At 34.3% G+C, this 17395-nt stretch carries 13 protein-coding genes and 1 tRNA gene; 4 read left to right on the top strand and 10 right to left on the bottom strand.

From position 1 onward, the window contains the following. Positions 1 to 233: 233 nt before the first annotated feature. Positions 234 to 3038: a triple tyrosine motif-containing protein gene (locus BM383_RS02815; RefSeq protein WP_093022728.1), complete on the bottom strand. Its 2805-nt coding sequence runs from the start codon at positions 3036 to 3038 to the stop codon at positions 234 to 236. 137 nt (positions 3039 to 3175) lie between these two features. On the opposite strand from BM383_RS02815, the gene BM383_RS02810 reads away from it, so the two are divergent. The 4 genes from BM383_RS02810 (at position 3176) to BM383_RS02795 (ending at position 7132) form a co-directional block, all read left to right on the top strand. Beyond that, positions 3176 to 3248: transfer RNA gene (locus BM383_RS02810), tRNA-Met, on the top strand. A 452-nt stretch (positions 3249 to 3700) separates the two neighbouring features. Next, on the top strand, positions 3701 to 5074 hold the full coding sequence (locus tag BM383_RS02805; protein WP_143106331.1) for a hypothetical protein: 1374 nt from the start codon (positions 3701 to 3703) through the stop codon (positions 5072 to 5074). A gap of 15 nt (positions 5075 to 5089) precedes the next feature. Next, positions 5090 to 6469, top strand: a complete 1380-nt coding sequence (locus BM383_RS02800; protein ID WP_093022721.1) for a hypothetical protein — start codon at positions 5090 to 5092, stop codon at positions 6467 to 6469. Positions 6470 to 6637: 168 nt separating this feature from the next. Continuing rightward, positions 6638 to 7132: a hypothetical protein gene (locus BM383_RS02795; RefSeq protein ID WP_093022718.1), complete on the top strand. Its 495-nt coding sequence runs from the start codon at positions 6638 to 6640 to the stop codon at positions 7130 to 7132. Between the two features lie 23 nt (positions 7133 to 7155). Here BM383_RS02795 and BM383_RS02790 read toward each other — a convergent pair whose 3' ends face one another. The 9 genes from BM383_RS02790 to BM383_RS02750 form a co-directional block, all read right to left on the bottom strand. Continuing rightward, positions 7156 to 8082 (bottom strand): UDP-glucuronic acid decarboxylase family protein, encoded by a 927-nt coding sequence (locus tag BM383_RS02790; protein ID WP_177229057.1) that lies wholly within the window; start codon positions 8080 to 8082, stop codon positions 7156 to 7158. A 37-nt stretch (positions 8083 to 8119) separates the two neighbouring features. Further along, positions 8120 to 10507, bottom strand: coding sequence for a GumC family protein (locus tag BM383_RS02785; RefSeq protein ID WP_093022712.1), 2388 nt, complete (start codon positions 10505 to 10507; stop codon positions 8120 to 8122). A gap of 6 nt (positions 10508 to 10513) precedes the next feature. Beyond that, positions 10514 to 11290 (bottom strand): polysaccharide biosynthesis/export family protein, encoded by a 777-nt coding sequence (locus tag BM383_RS02780; RefSeq protein WP_245766515.1) that lies wholly within the window; start codon positions 11288 to 11290, stop codon positions 10514 to 10516. Between the two features lie 192 nt (positions 11291 to 11482). Continuing rightward, on the bottom strand, positions 11483 to 12316 hold the full coding sequence (locus BM383_RS02775; protein ID WP_218157907.1) for a glycosyltransferase: 834 nt from the start codon (positions 12314 to 12316) through the stop codon (positions 11483 to 11485). A gap of 6 nt (positions 12317 to 12322) precedes the next feature. Then, the gene (locus BM383_RS02770) at positions 12323 to 13624 is read right to left on the bottom strand and encodes a hypothetical protein (protein WP_093022707.1); all 1302 of its coding nucleotides are present in this window, start codon (positions 13622 to 13624) and stop codon (positions 12323 to 12325) included. A gap of 5 nt (positions 13625 to 13629) precedes the next feature. Then, the gene (locus BM383_RS02765) at positions 13630 to 14640 is read right to left on the bottom strand and encodes a glycosyltransferase family 10 domain-containing protein (RefSeq protein WP_093022704.1); all 1011 of its coding nucleotides are present in this window, start codon (positions 14638 to 14640) and stop codon (positions 13630 to 13632) included. 18 nt (positions 14641 to 14658) lie between these two features. Further along, the gene (locus tag BM383_RS02760) at positions 14659 to 15690 is read right to left on the bottom strand and encodes an acyltransferase family protein (RefSeq protein WP_093022701.1); all 1032 of its coding nucleotides are present in this window, start codon (positions 15688 to 15690) and stop codon (positions 14659 to 14661) included. A 10-nt stretch (positions 15691 to 15700) separates the two neighbouring features. After that, positions 15701 to 16264: an acyltransferase gene (locus BM383_RS02755; RefSeq protein WP_218157906.1), complete on the bottom strand. Its 564-nt coding sequence runs from the start codon at positions 16262 to 16264 to the stop codon at positions 15701 to 15703. Positions 16265 to 16281: 17 nt separating this feature from the next. After that, the gene (locus BM383_RS02750) at positions 16282 to 17391 is read right to left on the bottom strand and encodes a glycosyltransferase (RefSeq protein ID WP_093022698.1); all 1110 of its coding nucleotides are present in this window, start codon (positions 17389 to 17391) and stop codon (positions 16282 to 16284) included. Positions 17392 to 17395: the final 4 nt, after the last annotated feature.

Genomic DNA, 17395 nt, shown 5'->3' with positions numbered 1-17395 from the left:
GGTAAAATTATAACCTCTGATTGCGAATTTGATAATTTTTGGTGCTATAAAAAGTATACAACATACAGATTTGACAATTGAACGAAAATGAAGCAATCTTCAAACCCTTATAGACAGGGAAGTTAGCTAATTTCTTACTTATGAAAAGAATCTTAAAAAATCTTAACGAAAATAGAATTACAACGTTATTGTTGAGGTATTGTATAGGTAATTTTAAGAAATGTTGTGGTTATTTATATGTTTAAAATGTAATCAACCAAGCCTTGTTCATGGACTAAATTCATTTTCTTACGCAAACGATATCTTTTGATCTCTACACTACGAACAGAGATATTTAAAAGCGGTGCAATTTCTTTAGATGATAGGTTCAAGCGTAAGTAAGCACACAATCGCAAATCGTTTGGAGTTAGACTTGGGTGTAGTTCTTTAATCTTCTTCAGAAAATCTTTATCAGCATTATTAAAAGCCTCCGAGAACTTATTCCACGTATCTTCTTCATTGATATTGGAATTGATGGTAGTGATCACCGATTTTACATTTTTGGTACTATCTAGCTTTTTCAAATCATTTTTGATAGCTGATAACATTTCGTTCTTTTTGATAAGGTTTAAAGTAGAAGCGGCCAACTCTCTATTCTTGCTTTCAATATCCTTTTCCAGCATTTCCGTCTTCGCTTTCATCAATTTCTTTTCAGCTTCTAATTGATGTAATTCTATTTCACGCTGACTGTCTTCAATAAGCTTTTGTTTCTGCTTGTTGTAGTAATTCTTATAAACTTGATTGATGATCAAAGCTATTATCAATAGTAAAATTGCATAACTGATGATGGCTATATTGGTGGCAAACCAAGGTTTCGCAATCACAAAATTGTAGGACAACGTATTGGTGGTTTGGCTATCGCCTACTTTCCCTCTTACTTTAAAAGTATAGACACCAGGAGCCAAACTTTTGAAGGTGCTATTTGGCGCAGAACTGTAACTACTCCATTCATCATTAAAACCTTCTAGCTTATATTGATATTCAGCATTTGCATACTTACTAAACTGCGGAATGCTATAAGCAAAATTGAAATTATTCTCCTTGTAATTAAACTCTTCGCTTGCAGAAAAAGACAAACTACTTATGGTATCGTTTCTTCGGTATGCCGAAATTTCGGTAAAATGAATTTGGTAATCGCGGTGTGGTTGATCTTCCGGATCAAACAAATAATAGCCATTCACCGTTCCTATCAAATATTTGGCCTCTATACCATTTATATATGTAATATTTTCGTATCCCGACATCGCATTTGCCAGTACATAGGGAATAGGAATGGAATGATGTCTCAGCTTGGCATCAAAATTACTGTGGGTAAAATAATTGATATGGTTTTGCGTGAATAACCACAATTTATCTGAATCGTCTACAATTAAACGGCCAGAAGTATATCCATCTTGTAGAACCACATTGGTTAACAGGCTATCTTTTTGAAATGTTGTTTCTTGCAAATTCCATTTAAACACCCCTTCCTTGGAAGCATATAAAATTGTGTTCTGAAATTTGGTAATACTCGCATTTTTCGTTTTTACAGGTTTTTCTAAAATTTCAAAATCTTTAATATTCTCGAAATCCTTATTAGGATGAATTTTAAACACGCCTTTGTATTCGTGACTTACGAAAAGTGTTTCATCCAAAATTTCTAAAAACCGACTAGAATATTGAAATCCGTCTAACTTGTTCCTAAACTTCCATGTTGCGCCAACTTTCTCCAGAACAGAAATTCCATAGTAATTTCCTTGTAATAAAATAGTAGGTTGATTTGGAACTGCAGTAAAGGTCCACGTTCCCGATTCTGAAAAAATACGGTCAGCCACATCGTCGTTCACGATAAATGTACCGGAATCATGACCACAGAAAAGTGTTCCGTTGATCACTTTTAAATCCCACACCTGCCCTTTGGTATTGTTAATAAATTGAAAGGATTCCGATTTGTTGAAATGCTTATAAAACAAACCTTGATTTGTACCCAAGTATAACATATTATCTACCAATGCCGATGCATAAATGGTTCCCAGTCTACCTGTATCGTCAATATAACTTTCCACGGAAGAAGTCAGGTTAATGCAATTGATACCGTTATCTAACCCCACCCAAAGATTTTTGTTGGCATCTTCAAACAAAGCCAGCACTGTATTATTGCTCAATCCGTTTACCTGATTGATATGCAATTGTGTTTCACCTTCTGAATTGATGATGTAAATACCATCTGAAACCGTACCTAATGCAAAATTTCCGTTGGAAAGCTCAATACTATTATAAATATTTTTGGGAGGAATGTTCAGAGGAATTGGTGTCAATTTTTGTTCTGACAATTGAAACAATCCTTCCAATTGTGTATGGATGATATATCCATTTTTGTTTGGATATAAATTCACGATTTTTGCTCTACGCAATACATCGGCATCCGAAATTAATATGGGATTTCCGTTCACTATTTCAAACAAACCTTTATTAATGGTTTGAAAATATACCGAAGCACCAATATTGAACACTTTTAAAATTCCTCCCTCAGGATGAATCACTTCTATATTTTCTGTTTTTAAATCATATAAGAACAATTGATCTAGCGACTGAAAAATGACCCAATTATCGTAGCTTATAATATTCCAAAATTGTTCATCGTCTAGAACCAAGTCGGGCACACGATCACTTAATGAAGAATATTCTAATGTTCCATTTTCTTCTCGATCCCAAAACCCAAAATCCATATAACAACCTGTGTATACCTTATTATCTACCACCCGTACTGAACGTACAGTTGTTTCGTTGGGTGTTGTGTGTAATTTCCATTCAGAGCCATTAAATTCTAAAAGGCCAGAATGATTGGCAGCATAGATAAATTGATGATCATCTTGTGCAATCATCCAGTTTTGATTCCCTGCTTTGTAAGCATCGGTTTCATAGGTAACAATAGGCGGCAACTCCTGTGACCAAACGGAAAACTGGGCAAAAACAATTAGAATTAAAAAAAAAGAAAAAATATTTTTGAAGTAGCTCATGCTATAAGAATCTGATTTCTTATTGGTTACCAAAACATAACCATAAAATTGAATTAATTTAAAACAAAAGAATGAAAAAATTATCGATTTACATTTGGTTTGTAGTTAAAAAAGGTTCTATATTTGCACCACAATAGCGCGGGATAGAGCAGTAGGTAGCTCGTCGGGCTCATAACCCGAAGGTCACTGGTTCGAGTCCAGTTCCCGCTACTAAGCAAGAGTAATCAGCAATGATTACTCTTTTTTTTGGGTAAATTGAAGGTTTTTAAAGAGTTAGGTTTTTTAGGTGATTATCGACTTTTGACAATTCCTTGAAAATCTACTAGAAAAAGGTATACAAAAAGGTTCCTGTTTTTTGAAAAAGGTTACCACTATAAATTCAAAAATCATCAAAATTTAAAAGTTGATATAATTTTCCCACATAATAGCAGATAAAAAGATCGACCAAAAGCATGCAGCTTTCCATCTAGCTATCTTTGAAATTCACTCATCGATTCTATCTATCATTTTATCTAAATAAAAATCTACAATCTTCATTTTGAAATACATTTGTTTGTTTTCTTTTAGCTTTCAACTAAAGGAAATCCAAAGACAATTTTTTCACCTTATAAATGAATTTAAATACCTTGGTATTGAACAAATTTACTAGCACCCCAATTATCATGAAAAAAATCCTCACTACAATACTGTGTATCACAGGGTTTGCTACCTATGCTCAAATAGGTATCAACACTACTTCCCCAAAGGCTAACTTAGATGTTAATGGAGCTCCAACAGAAACAACAACTCCAGATGGTATCATACCTCCGAAATTAACAAGAACTCAGTTAGTTTCTAAGACCGCTTATGGCGCTAACCAAACAGGTGCTTTGGTCTATGTTACTGATTTATCTGGCACCACCAATGCCACTACTACAAATGTAACTGCTGTGGGAATGTATTATTTTGACGGTTCTGTTTGGCAACGTCTTAATAACAATGCATCTACAACCCATAGTGTTTCTAGTTCAGGGAATGTTTTGACAAGTACCGTAAATGGTCAAGATGCTACTGCCAATATTGTTAACAGTGTTACCAATACTTCTAATAACAACGTATTCACAACAGCTGTGAATGGCGTAACCGCTGCAAATGTTAATTTGATCAATAGTAATAGTTTGGTTGTTTCTAATAATACGATTACAAATCAGTTAAACGGTGTGAACTCAAATGCAGCTACTGTACCAAACTTGTATACTACTAACGGAACCATTTCCGGGAATAGAACCGTTACTATGGGAACCAATACCTTAGCATTTACATCAACGGCTACGAGCGGTACCAGTCACTTTACAGTAGATGGTAACACACTTAGCGTAGATGCTGTAAACAATCGTGTAGGTATTGGCTCTAATAGTCCAGTTGCCAACCTAGATGTTAGAACCAATGCAGGTAGCTCTACAGACCCAGGAGCAGGATACATAGGGCTTGGTACCACTTCAACTGCTGCTAACACGGCAGGTGCAGGAGCTATACGATACAATACTTCCGGTGGTGGTATTATAGAATACAGTAATGGTGTTGTTTGGAATACACTAGAAAGTGAAGTTCAAAAATCTATTGTGATCGCAAAAAAATCATCTTCCCAGTCTGTAGCCAACAATTCTGAAACCAATATTACCGGATGGACCGAAAACACAGACTTAAACGGAGATTACAACCCTTCCACAGGAGTCTTTACAGCACCTAGAACGGGCAGCTATGTGGTTTCCTTTAGTTTCAATTTTAGCAACGGTTCTATAAACAACAACTCTCAAGTAGAAGCTCAGTTAAAATACACAAGTGGAGGATCTACACAATATAGAAAATCGGTAGTTTCCTATCCTGTTGGAGGAACTGCACAAGCCGGAGCTACTATTAGTTTTACCATTCAGTTAGATGCAGGTGAAACCGTAAGACCTAGTGTTTGGCATAGCCTTGGTGGTTCTAGAAACCTTCGTGTTCCTGGAAGTATTTATGATGACGGATTTATCAACTTCTCAGTTGTAGAACTTTAATACATACTAGAATTTATGAAGAAGTTTTTAATTCCTTTTATAATAGGGATCATTGCAGCTTTGCCTGCCTCCGCACAAGTGGGCATTAATGCAAATGGATCCAACGCGAACGCTACCTTAGAAATTACTGCCGAAGCTAATGATGCTGCGGTTGCAGATGGTATGATTCCACCAAGATTAACCAGAGCTCAATTAATTAATAAAACAGCTTATGGTAACGATCAAGAAGGTGCATTTGTTTACGTGACGGATCTTTCCGGAACAAACAATGCAGCAACTACTAATGTCACCAATGTAGGTTTATATTATTTTGATGGCACAGTATGGCAAAATATTGAAACGTATGTAAGCAATCAACATGATATTTCAACTTCAGGAAATGTTCTTACCAGTACGGTTAAAGGTATTACAGACACTTCTGATTTGATTAATTCTGTTTCTAACAATAGTAGTAGTAATAATTTGGTTACTACTGTAAATGGTGTAGCTGCATCAGGTGCTTCTATTATCAATAGCAATACAGTAACCATCAATAGTAATAGTATGTCCAGCACAGTAAATGGTGTTGTCTCCAATTCTGTTACACTGCCAAACATGTATATCAACAACGGTTCACTGACAACCAACAGAACAGTTACTTTGAATGGGAATTCACTGGCTTTTCCTTCCACAGCTACTTCCGGAACAGGGCAATTTTCTGTAGATGGAACTACGCTAAGTGTAAATGCAGCTAGCAACAAAGTTGGTATTCAAACCAGCAATCCTATAGCTAAAATAGATGTACGTCCTAGTGCAGGAAGCACCAACCCTGGTAATGGATATATTGCGGTAGGAACCACTTCCAATACCGCTTCGGCTGCAGGTGCAGGTGCCATAAGATATACTACAGAATCTGGAGGAACTATTCAGTATAGTGATGGTAGTAACTGGCAACGTATTTATAGTGATGTTGTAAAAAGTATTATTATCGCAAAGAAAACAAGTGCTCAAACCATCAATCAAACAGTAGACCCGGTTTTGATTACCAATTGGAATGAGATAACAGATGCTAACGGAGATTTCAACCCCAGCACAGGCGCATTTACGGCCCCGAGAACCGGAAATTATATTATTTCCTTTGGATATAATTTTAATAGTGGAACTATCAATGGAGGAACTCAGGTAGAAGCCATTTTATATTCACCACTCGGAACGTCTTATTTTAAAAAATCGGTGGTTTCTTATCCACAAACCGGAACTGCAGAGTCTGGAGCAGTGATTACTTTTGGAGTACGTATGAATGCCGGTGAAGTATACAGACCCAGCGTTTGGCATAACACAGGTAGTTCTAAATCTTTAAAAGTAGGCTCAGGAAACAATGACGGTTATGTCTTTTTCTCTGTGAGAGAATTGTAAAATTTTTAACTATCCATACACAAAAGGAGGCACTACGAGTAGCCCCTTTTATTTTTTATACGTTTATTCCGTTTGTATTAAAATATTTTATAAATTTATAAACAACTTAAAATCAACTAATACCCCAAGTATTACTGACTACGACCTGGTTATATTAAAATTATAGCAATGGTTAATTTTGATGAACATTTTAAATATCGAAAGAAAAACAATGTTGAAACAGCAAACAGCAGGCTGCATTTAAAGAAGCTTTACCGTACCAATGACTTCTATAACTATGGAATCCTTACAGCTTTGAAACGATGCGAAATGGATTCTAAAAAGTTCTGCTATAAAGTGATTTCAACAGATTATCACGATAATATAATAGATCTATTGAAGTCTAACAAGGAAAATTTTGAACATGTATTCAGAATTTACATTGCTACCAACAGTTACAAAGCGTCAGAAACCTGTTACGATGAAAAATATCTCCTTATCAACAACGTAAGCACTTCACAGGTACAAATCATTTTACAAAGAGAAGGCTGTGACATCACTAGTGAAACTTTCATAGAGCATGAGTATTCCAATGCGCTGGATTATAAGAAAAAGCTCATTTCTCTTTTCAACGAGTTATTCGATATCTATACGCAAGGAGATTCATCTTCTGCGGTTGGGTAGTTAGTTTTCACTTAAAATTCGCATCACAATATTTTATCAAAATAATCTATTGTCTTAACAAGACCTTCTGATAAAGGAACTTTTGGTTCCCATTTCAATTTCTCTTTAGCTAATGAAATATCAGGTTTACGCTGTTGTGGATCATCCTGAGGCAATGGTAAGAACTCTAATTTTGAAGAAGAATTAGTAATATCGATAATGTTTTGAGCTAATTCCAACATCGTAAATTCGTCTGGATTTCCTAAATTTACAGGTCCTACAAAACCATCGACACTCATCATATTTTTCATACCCGCCACGAGATCATCTACATACTGAAAGGACCGTGTTTGCAGACCTTCACCAAAAATGGTAATAGGCTTGTTTTGCAGTGCTTGTACAATAAAATTAGACACCACTCTTCCGTCATTAGGATTCATATTAGGACCATACGTATTAAAAATTCTAATAATCCTGATATCTACATTATTCTGATGGTGATAATCCATAAACAAGGTTTCCGCACATCTCTTGCCTTCATCATAACACGAGCGAATTCCTATAGGGTTCACATTCCCCCAATAGGATTCAGGCTGAGGATGAACGGAAGGATCTCCATACACTTCGCTGGTACTTGCTTGTAAAATACGAGCTTTTACCCTTTTTGCTAATCCAAGAGTATTAATAGCTCCCATAACGGAGGTCTTGATTGTCTTAATAGGATTGTACTGATAGTGTACCGGACTTGCAGGACAAGCCAAATTATATATCTGATCTACTTCTGCAAAATAAGGAGCCGTAATATCATGACGAATCAACTCAAAGTAAGGGTGATCCATCAAATGCACAATATTACCTTTAGAACCCGTAAAGTAATTGTCTAAACACAATACTTCATGTCCTTCATTCAACAATTGTTTACAAAGATGTGAACCTATAAAACCTGCTCCTCCTGTTACTAATATCTTCATAAGACCTATAAATTATAAAGTTAATTTTAAAATCAAACTATTTTTTTCGCCTAAAAAATCTTTTATTGGATGATAATTCCATTTCATCCTCTTCATCTGAACTATACCCGTAACCATAACCATAATTATATCCATAACCATACTTATAGCCATATCCGTATTTTTTTGAAGATTTACCAACAGCATTCACTACAAAGGCCATGTTATTCAACTTGTCATGTGTGTGGAGTTCTTTAGGGAAATTCAAGATTTCTTTTTCTGTATAGTCGGCACGGGTTACATACACTGTTTCATCTGCATACTTCGAGATCATCAAGGTATCGGTCACTAAAATTGTAGGAGCCGTGTCTACAATCACATAATCAAATTCTTTACGCGCTTCCTCCAGGAACTGACCGTAACGCTTACTAGCCAATAATTGTGGCGCATTCGGTGGTATGATTCCACTAAAACAGATCTTATGCGTGGGAAAATCTGTAAACCCTTCTTCCAAACACTCCTCAAATGCCAATTGCTTATCAAACAAATACCCGCTCAAACCTTTGGAGAAGTTCTTATCCTGATCAAAGTACTTATGCAATTGTGGGTTACGTAAATCGGATCCTACTAATAATACTTTCTTGTTTAAACTCGCCAAGGCCAACGATAAGTTCAAGGCTACAAAGGTTTTTCCTTCACCCTTCTTCGTAGATGTTACAAACACCACACGCCCATTTCCTTCTTCTTCTTTGGGTAATAAGTATTCTACATTGGTACTTAAAATTCGGAAAGCTTCTGCCAGACTCGATCTACTATCCCCCGCATTTAAAATCTCTTGTCCTTCCACAAAAGGCAATTCTGCTAATACCGGAACTTGTGGCACTTCTTTTTCTAAATCTACTTTCCCATGGATTTTGTTGTCTAGTAGGAATTTTATATATAGTATCCCAAAAGGTACTGCACCCCCGATAATAAGAGCTATTAGCAATATAATTTTCTTTTTGGGAGCTATAGGTATCAAATTTGTCAAACCATAATCTACTACCTTAATACTTGGTGCAGTAACTGCATAACTAATGGCTGCTTCTTCCCGCTTTTGCAACAATAGTAAATACAAGGCTTCTTTCAGGTTTTGTTGACGCTCTATTTCACGGAGCATACGCTCTTTTCTTGGTAATTGTGCAAAAGAACCTTTGGTGGTTTGCTGCAAAACCTCTACTTGCTCCAAGTTTTTCTGTAATTGTTTTTCGTACACCCCTATACTTGTTAAAATATTCTGCCGCACACTACCTATTTCGTTGGTCAATACTTTAACTTGTGGATTGTTTTCACCTGCAGTAGCTAGCATTTTAGAGCGTTCTAAAACTGCTTCATTATACTCTATTACCAAATTGTTTATAGACTGATTTTCAACACCTATATTCGCAGGTAACAATGTAAATTTAGCGCCTTTTGACAAGGCATCCCCAAGTAGGTCTACTAAAGATATTTGTGTCTGTAATTTGAACACTTCTGATTTAGCCTCCTCACGCTCAGCTATAGTTGCCTGTGCGTCGGCTTCTATATAAGACAAAACACTTTCCTTTTTAAAATCTTGCTTTTCAATTTCTATGGAATCCAGTTCTTTTATCAAAAACTCAAAGCGATTGTCAATAAAATCAATGGTTCGCTTATTCACTAATTGCCTATCCTGTATACCATCCAAATTGAACTTATAAATAATCGTGTTTAAAATGGTCTCATTACGATTAGGGTTTTGCCCTTCTAAAGAAATCCTTAAAATTTCACTTTCTTTGGTTGTAGGACTAATGTTTATTACTTTTTGTAAATTCAACACAGCCATTTTCTTTGAACTCAAATTAACTTGATATGTTTTATCAAGTAAATGTTGAACTTGTGTTGTATCATGTAAAGTCAATTGAAAAGGAATTCCTTCTTCAATACCTCCACCATAAGCCACCTTCCATCTCCTACCTTCTTCTTCATCTTCTATTAGATACTGTTCATTTTCAAAACGTACGACATATGATTTTCCTGAATCCTTTTCAGACAAATGCTTCTGTAATGAAAAGGGTAAATACCACAACTGCTTTTTCCTAATTTTACCAACTAACTCTACATTAACATCTAAGTCTAAACTATCTACCACCTGGTACAACAAACGATATGAGGATAATACGCCAATTTCATTGTCTAAATTAATACCTCCTCCCATCATCATCGACTTTAAATCAAAATTCATTTCACTCTGTTTATCTTCATCAATGATCTTTACCTTAGCATTAGAGTCAAATACATTGGGGGTTTTATACAAATAAAAAATAGCGATACTGATACAAATAAATGACGATAGTACAAACCAAGGCCAAAAACTTACATATTTATAGATAATTTCTTTGATATTTATAGCTGCTTCTTCTTGAAACATTTCTTGAGACTCTTTCATAAATAATTAATTATTTGTGATTAATACTACCGCACTTAAAATTACGGAGGCCGCACTCAACACGGTTGCTACACTCCCTACCACCGTACTGCTAAACACTTTGGCCTTGTTAGGGCTTACATAGATGATATCGTTTTGACGGACGTAGTAATACGGGGATGTAAAAAAGTCAGTTGCAGTCATGTCTATTTTCACAACGGTTCGTTTCCCCTGCTCTTCTCTAATCAGCATCACATCTTCCCTACGTCCGTTAATCGTTAAATCTCCTGCATACCCTAGCGCCTGTGGCAAAGACACCTGTTGTTCTGTATAGGTATAGGTCCCAGGTGCTTTTACCTCTCCTAAAACAGTTATCTTTGGATTCAATAGTCTAACACTTACAGTTGGCGAAATTAAATGCCCTCCAGATTCTAATTTTTCAACAATTTCTTGTTCTAGAATTCCTAAGGTCTTTCCTACTACTGATACTTTCCCCAATACTGGTATAGTCACCATTCCCTCTTCGGATACTAGATAACCTTGAAGCTTCATTACTTCCAAATTATTGATCGCTACTCCAGATGAACTTGAAGGATTGTAGGGTAAGGCAGTTATTGGATCTGCCGCGCTGATTTTGATACTAAGAATATCGTTTACTTCTATGTGTAGTGGTTCCATTGTAGTTTCAGAAGTAGTATTGGTTTGTGCATCCTGAAAATACATTAAATCTTTTTTACTCACACAACCTACTAATGCTGCACTGACTATATAAATGCAAATGATTTTGACTATTATCTTTTTCATATCTATTATTTAATTCTTTCAATATACTTTTTAACCTATTTTATGATCATTGAACACCAATGATCCTCTCTTTTTTGGCAACTTATTTTTAGAGAGCACAAATCCCAACAAATATAACTTATTTGTTAAAAGTAGAAATATGTGTTGTTCACATACTCTATAATACCTGATATAACATTTTCAATCGTATAATTACTTTAAGACTTTCTTCCTAAATTTACTATCATACACCAACTTAATTACTCTTTGGGGCATCAACCTCAACGCCAACCTACTAATAGGATAAACATATCTAAAAGTAACTCCTTTCAGCTTAGCTATCCCTTTCATATAAATTTTAAATTCATGAAAGGCCTTAGACTTATTCCTTCTCGAAAAAGTATCTTTGGTGATTCTAAAAAGAAACAAAATCTCAGGTATATTGGCTATTTTATGCCCTGCTGCTAACACATCAAACCATAGTGCCAAATCCTGAGTCATTCTGTATTCTTCATTATATGTAATACCCTCATCAAAAATACTCCTCCTAATCATTACTAAAGAGTGCTGTAAAGGCGTTGCCTTACATATATAACTCAAAATTTTATCATTTGTTTCAGGGTATACTCTAATATCTGTATAATTATTATCCTCATCAATTTCTTGCGCATTTGCACCTACTACAGCAATATCCTTATGAGCTTCCAAAAAAGCCACTTGTTTAGAAAAACGTTCTGGTAAAGAAACATCATCAGAATCCATACGAGCTACGTATTTAGCGGTCACATAATTCAAACCAATATTTAACGATTTAGTAAGTCCTAAATTCTCTTTATTCTTGTGTATGATCAGAACATCTCCTAACTCTTGTTTCCATTGCTCTAATGAATCATATAGTTCTGGTGTAAGTGCACCATCCTCTACTAAAATAATTTGAGTTGGTTTTAAAATCTGATCTGTCCATATACTATGCATAGCCAAATCCAAATATTTAGGCTGCTCCTTGCGATACACAGACATTAAAACTGCAACACTACTGTTATTCATAAATATCTATTTTTCTTGAGCTATTAACGATTCTATATTAGTTATGTACTGTCTACGTTTATTATCATGAACACCATCAAAACTGATAAACCTTCCATCAGAAGAAAATCTCGGATGTAAATCTACTCGGGTTTCACCTTTATATTTTGTACTCTGATATAATTCTGCCAACTCATACAATTGTTTTGTTTTATAATTAAAAACTAACAAACGTTGCATTCTACTTTTATCAGGGTAAGAGTCAAACACTATCCAATCATTAAACACAGAGGGATGACCATCTCCTAAGTTTAAACTACTCATTTCTTTACATAAAGTGGCCTTACCTGTTTTTAAATCTAGAAAATAATATCCATTTTCTCCATGTGCTTTCAAATACCCTACTATAGTATTTGTATCTACCCAAAAACAATGACTCACGTATTCCTCATCAATCAACACGCGTAATGATTTAAAATCTGAATACATTAATCTATCAAAACGTCTCTTTCCTAAATAATAACGATGAATAAACATAAAGCCTTTTCCGTCCGGACTAATAATTAAGTGATTCACCTTATGAGTACATTTATCAAATATATCTTTAGGAGCTATTGAAGCTACTTCTTTTAAAGTATGTAACATCGTAGTTTGTCCTGTATTATAATCTGTTTTCCAGATTCCGTCATTCTCTAAATCATGCATTTCTTCATTAGACAACAAAGGCAAGTCACGATATCCATAATCAGGACGCATATTTAAAAGACGACGATAACTTAGAGATAAAAAATAATCGGTTTTATAAGATGCTTGAACAGGGTAATCAAATTCGTTAACCACAGCTTTAGCCGCTATAGAATATACCTTTGTTTTGTAAGATTTACTCTTCGCATCAAAACTATTAAACATAAATAAATCATCTGTAACCCAATGTAAACGGGCTCCCTGTTGCCAATTGTAAGCAGAAGTTTCTGCTACTTTCTCAGATTTTTGAGTATTTATGTCTGTCACAACAATATCAACAGGTTTATCAGCAGATGGCAACTTTACCGATGATAAATTAGCACTCACATGCGTTAACAACAACCCTTTACTATTTAAAGTGGCTATATCATAATAACCGCCAAAAGCATCTTTATCTGGATGATAAGATTGCAATGGATCTTCAATATTTACAGCTATTGGACTCTCCATCAGCTTAACTCGATAGTTCTTTTTAAAAGCTACCGCATTTACCCTGATATACATATCCTTTATAAACAATTTTAATCCGGGAGTTGCAGATAGTACAGAGGCTATAATTCTTTCTTTTTTACTGTAAGTTGCCATTACAATTATTTTAATTTCATTTTTAATTTGTTAACAATACGCGATATAATCATGATGCGTATTTTAGCAAGGTCCATAAAGGCTGTATCGTGTTTTAATGTAACCTCTTTCTTCGGAGCCTTTGGGTTCATTTGGTCAAACTGTTCTGCTAATACTTGAAACAGATTGTACTTATCAAGCACCAAATTTTTCGCTTCGTCAATTAATGCTTCTCGTTTTCCGTAGTAGTCATTTTCAATAACTTCTTCAATTGTTTTAACAGCTGCATCAAAATTCTTAATATCAATATTTACATAAGCTTCTTTATTGAAATACTTATCTACATTGGTACAACCGTAGTATATAGGAAATGTATTTCCAAGATAACAATCAGCTAGCTTTTCTGTCCAATAATCTGGATAGGATGAATTTTCTAAAACAATATGATATTTATAAGGCGCCATAACATCCCATTTGTCATCAAAGGAGTTAAATCCATGCCCAAACAAGTCTAACTTATCACCAAAATGAGCCTTTAATTTTTGCACAAAATCTATACGCTCTTGATGCCCCTTGGTAAAAGCCTTATTACTAGATATAACAGAAATTAACTTTGTTTTTTCAGGTTTAGTCGATTTTAAATCATCATAATTCTTTGTAAAAGTAACATTACCATCTTTACCTGTAATTTTACCAATATGCCATGGTTGCGCTGGCTGATATGGTAATTGATTAGGATGTTTTAACCCATTTTGACAAACCACGATTTTACCAAACTGATTTACAAACCCTTTAGAATAATGATATACCGTTTCAGGTTCTCCAGTAACAAACACGGTGTTTTCTGGGGCTACCAAACAAGATTCAGTTTTACGCTCTCCTTTACTATAAACAGCCCAAAAATCTGGATCTTTAACTTCTTGATTAATATAAAACTGATAATTACCCCATTGCGCTTTACCAGAAGGGGTTTGCCTAGCACAGCCTTTATTGTCGTTAGCTATTGATAATTTAACTTTATACATCTTTAAACTCATATTTTTTCTTGATCTTTTTTATACAGCTACTTTCTTTTGTCTCTTACCCACTGTAAAGAATAAGTATTTATTAAAAATAAATATAACCGGAACCATTAATATAAAACAGATTACAACCATTCCTAATGAAAACGGGATTGACAATCTTAATTCTTCAACACTTAAAGGTGATATTTTAGCACTTAAATAAATCACCACCCTTTTTATAGGCTCTGAAAAACCAATAAAATATAAGGTGTTACGCCCAAAATACTCTAACAACGACATTTTTAAAACGGCAAATGCTAATAACAATGTTGCTAAAGACCCCGTGAATGCAGTAACTACAAATAATAACGGGTTTTGAAGCTCTGCATATTTCACATTAATTCCTGGATTATGTTGAGCTACTTTATAAGTAACAACAAAAAGTATCATAGAAATAATAAAGTAGATAATTCTCTTTTTTACAGCTAAGTCTAATGTTAATACACCTTTACTGTAATAACCAACCCCTATAAAGAAAACAGCTACAAATGAAGCTCCTAAACAAAATGGCAAATGTTCGGTTTGTGCATAAGAAAGAGTAACAGCCACAACCAAAGAAAATACAAATCCACCAACTATTAATAGCTTCTTTTGTAATTTTAAGATTAAATAAAATATACTCTCAGCTGCAAATAATGCTGGTAGAAACCACAATATACCATTCACACTTTTAAACTCGCCTATGTCACAACCATATACAAATGCTACTAACGGATTATAAAAAGGCAAATCAAGCCCTGGTCTAACATTCTTTTCAATAAAAAACCAATATAAATAGCCTAATATGTAAAAGGTAACATAAGGTAATAATAGTGTTTTCGCTTTTTTAACAACAACTTCTCCAAAGCTTTGAAATTTCTTTTCATTAAAAAACAAACCTGAAATAATAAAAAACAAAGGCATGTGAAATGAATAAATAAAGACAGAAACATCAACATTTCTTATAGTATGCCCTAAAACCACTAAAAAAATAGCAATTCCCTTTAACACATCAATATGATGAATTCTATTAGTAGCGCTCATAAACCTAATATTATGTTGATTCTATAAATTCCAAATGTTTATTTTTTCCCTCTAAAGATTCAAATCTATCTTTAATTTTCTTTGCTGGACTTCCTCCCCAAATTTCGCAAGGCGGAATATCTTTAGTAACTATAGAACCAGAAGCTACTATAGAACCTTTACCTATAGTTATACCAGATAAAACAATAGTTCCAAAACCAATCCATACATCATCTTCTACTATGGTTACTTTAGATTCTCCTCTGGGGCCATCCCAGATATATTTACCGGGCACGTCAAATGTATGATCTGCTCTACCAACAAAACTTACAGATCCTCCCATGAGTATATGATTACCAAAATGTACATCTGAAGAAACTTTACATTCCCTACCAAACTGAACTCTATCCCCAATCTTTACGTCACCCTTCAATATTTGAGTATCCCATTTAATTCTAACAAAACCATGATACTTAACCCAACGATATTTTAGCTTAAAAATAATCCAAGTACGCACCTTGTTCATTATATAATTAGCTATAAATGAAAGCTTATTGGCGCCTTTTGGCATATTTGTAAATTGAATATTAAACATTAAAACAAGTTTTATACTTATAAAAATTCATTAAATACACTAACATAGCTTTCAAAAGAAACTGGCATTAAATCTTCTTTGCTTTTAAAGCTACTCTCATTAGAAACACGTTTATAAAAACTATTAAGCTCTGTAACAAATTCTGTTTCGTTTAACGGATCAAACAATACCCCATTATCCGGCTTTACAAAATCAACAGCACCAATATACTTACTTGCCATTACTGGAACTCCAAACACCAAAGCCTCGTTAATCACTGCCCCAAATGGTTCAAACCTACTTGGTAAAACATAAAAATCTGCTATATCATACCACGCATACAAATTAACACCTGAACAAAATCCTACAAATTGAACTTTTTCAGTTATATGCAGCCTATTGCACTGTTGCTTTAGTGACGCTAACTCTTTACCTTCACCTACAATTACTAATTTCCAATTATCATTATCAGACTTTGCAAAAGCATCTAGTAATAAATCTAGTCCCTTTACATCTACAAGCCTGCCTGTATACAATAACACGTTACAATTAATGAGAGCATAGTCTTTCTTGTACGACTCTACTATTAGAGGAAATTGGTTTTTAAAATTTAATAGGGTTTTAGGATTCTGTATATTAGGACAAATCTTAACTTCAAGATCTTTAAAAGACTCTTGATACCATTTTTTTACATCTTCACTATAAACTACTACGCCATTCGAATTATCTAATACGAATTTTCTAGCTTTTGCCTTTGCTCCACCAACGTTTTCAGCTATGCTCAAATTATCTGAAGTGGTTATAACATATTTGAAAGAACATAAGCCTAATTTACGATATAGCGCTAAAAGAATACTTGTAGGGTTGTATTCATGAGAAAATATAATGGCAGGTTTAATACGCTTTATAAGTTTATATACTCCAAACCTAAACTTATAATGCCCCACTTCAAATCCATTATCTAAAAAAATGGTATCAATACTTCCATCTAACCTTTTTAAAAGCTCTTCTCTGTTATAGGTAAAGCCTTCTGAATTTGCATTGGTAAAAGCAATGGATAAATTATAAAACTTAGCCATTGAATTAAAAACATCAATACGCCACGGGGGTAAGTATTGAAAAAATATGATTGCTTTTGGTTTTCCCATAAAC

The sequence above is a fragment of the Pustulibacterium marinum genome (genome assembly GCF_900116665.1).
GTDB classification, from domain to species: Bacteria; Bacteroidota; Bacteroidia; order Flavobacteriales; family Flavobacteriaceae; genus Pustulibacterium; species Pustulibacterium marinum.
The sequence above is the reverse complement of the archived record's forward strand: the minus strand, read 5'-3'. Positions and strand labels throughout refer to the sequence as shown.

Coding starts and splice junctions, on each gene's coding strand:
- BM383_RS02770 (WP_093022707.1), bottom strand. CDS start 13,624: ATGGCAACTTACAGTAAAAAAGAAAGAATTATAGCCTCTGTACTATCT.
- BM383_RS02785 (WP_093022712.1), bottom strand. CDS start 10,507: ATGAAAGAGTCTCAAGAAATGTTTCAAGAAGAAGCAGCTATAAATATC.
- BM383_RS02775 (WP_218157907.1), bottom strand. CDS start 12,316: ATGAATAACAGTAGTGTTGCAGTTTTAATGTCTGTGTATCGCAAGGAG.
- BM383_RS02790 (WP_177229057.1), bottom strand. CDS start 8,082: ATGAAGATATTAGTAACAGGAGGAGCAGGTTTTATAGGTTCACATCTT.
- BM383_RS02750 (WP_093022698.1), bottom strand. CDS start 17,391: ATGGGAAAACCAAAAGCAATCATATTTTTTCAATACTTACCCCCGTGG.
- BM383_RS02765 (WP_093022704.1), bottom strand. CDS start 14,640: ATGAGTTTAAAGATGTATAAAGTTAAATTATCAATAGCTAACGACAAT.
- BM383_RS02760 (WP_093022701.1), bottom strand. CDS start 15,690: ATGAGCGCTACTAATAGAATTCATCATATTGATGTGTTAAAGGGAATT.
- BM383_RS02805 (WP_143106331.1), top strand. CDS start 3,701: ATGAAAAAAATCCTCACTACAATACTGTGTATCACAGGGTTTGCTACC.
- BM383_RS02800 (WP_093022721.1), top strand. CDS start 5,090: ATGAAGAAGTTTTTAATTCCTTTTATAATAGGGATCATTGCAGCTTTG.
- BM383_RS02815 (WP_093022728.1), bottom strand. CDS start 3,038: ATGAGCTACTTCAAAAATATTTTTTCTTTTTTTTTAATTCTAATTGTT.
- BM383_RS02755 (WP_218157906.1), bottom strand. CDS start 16,264: ATGTTTAATATTCAATTTACAAATATGCCAAAAGGCGCCAATAAGCTT.
- BM383_RS02780 (WP_245766515.1), bottom strand. CDS start 11,290: ATGAAAAAGATAATAGTCAAAATCATTTGCATTTATATAGTCAGTGCA.
- BM383_RS02795 (WP_093022718.1), top strand. CDS start 6,638: ATGGTTAATTTTGATGAACATTTTAAATATCGAAAGAAAAACAATGTT.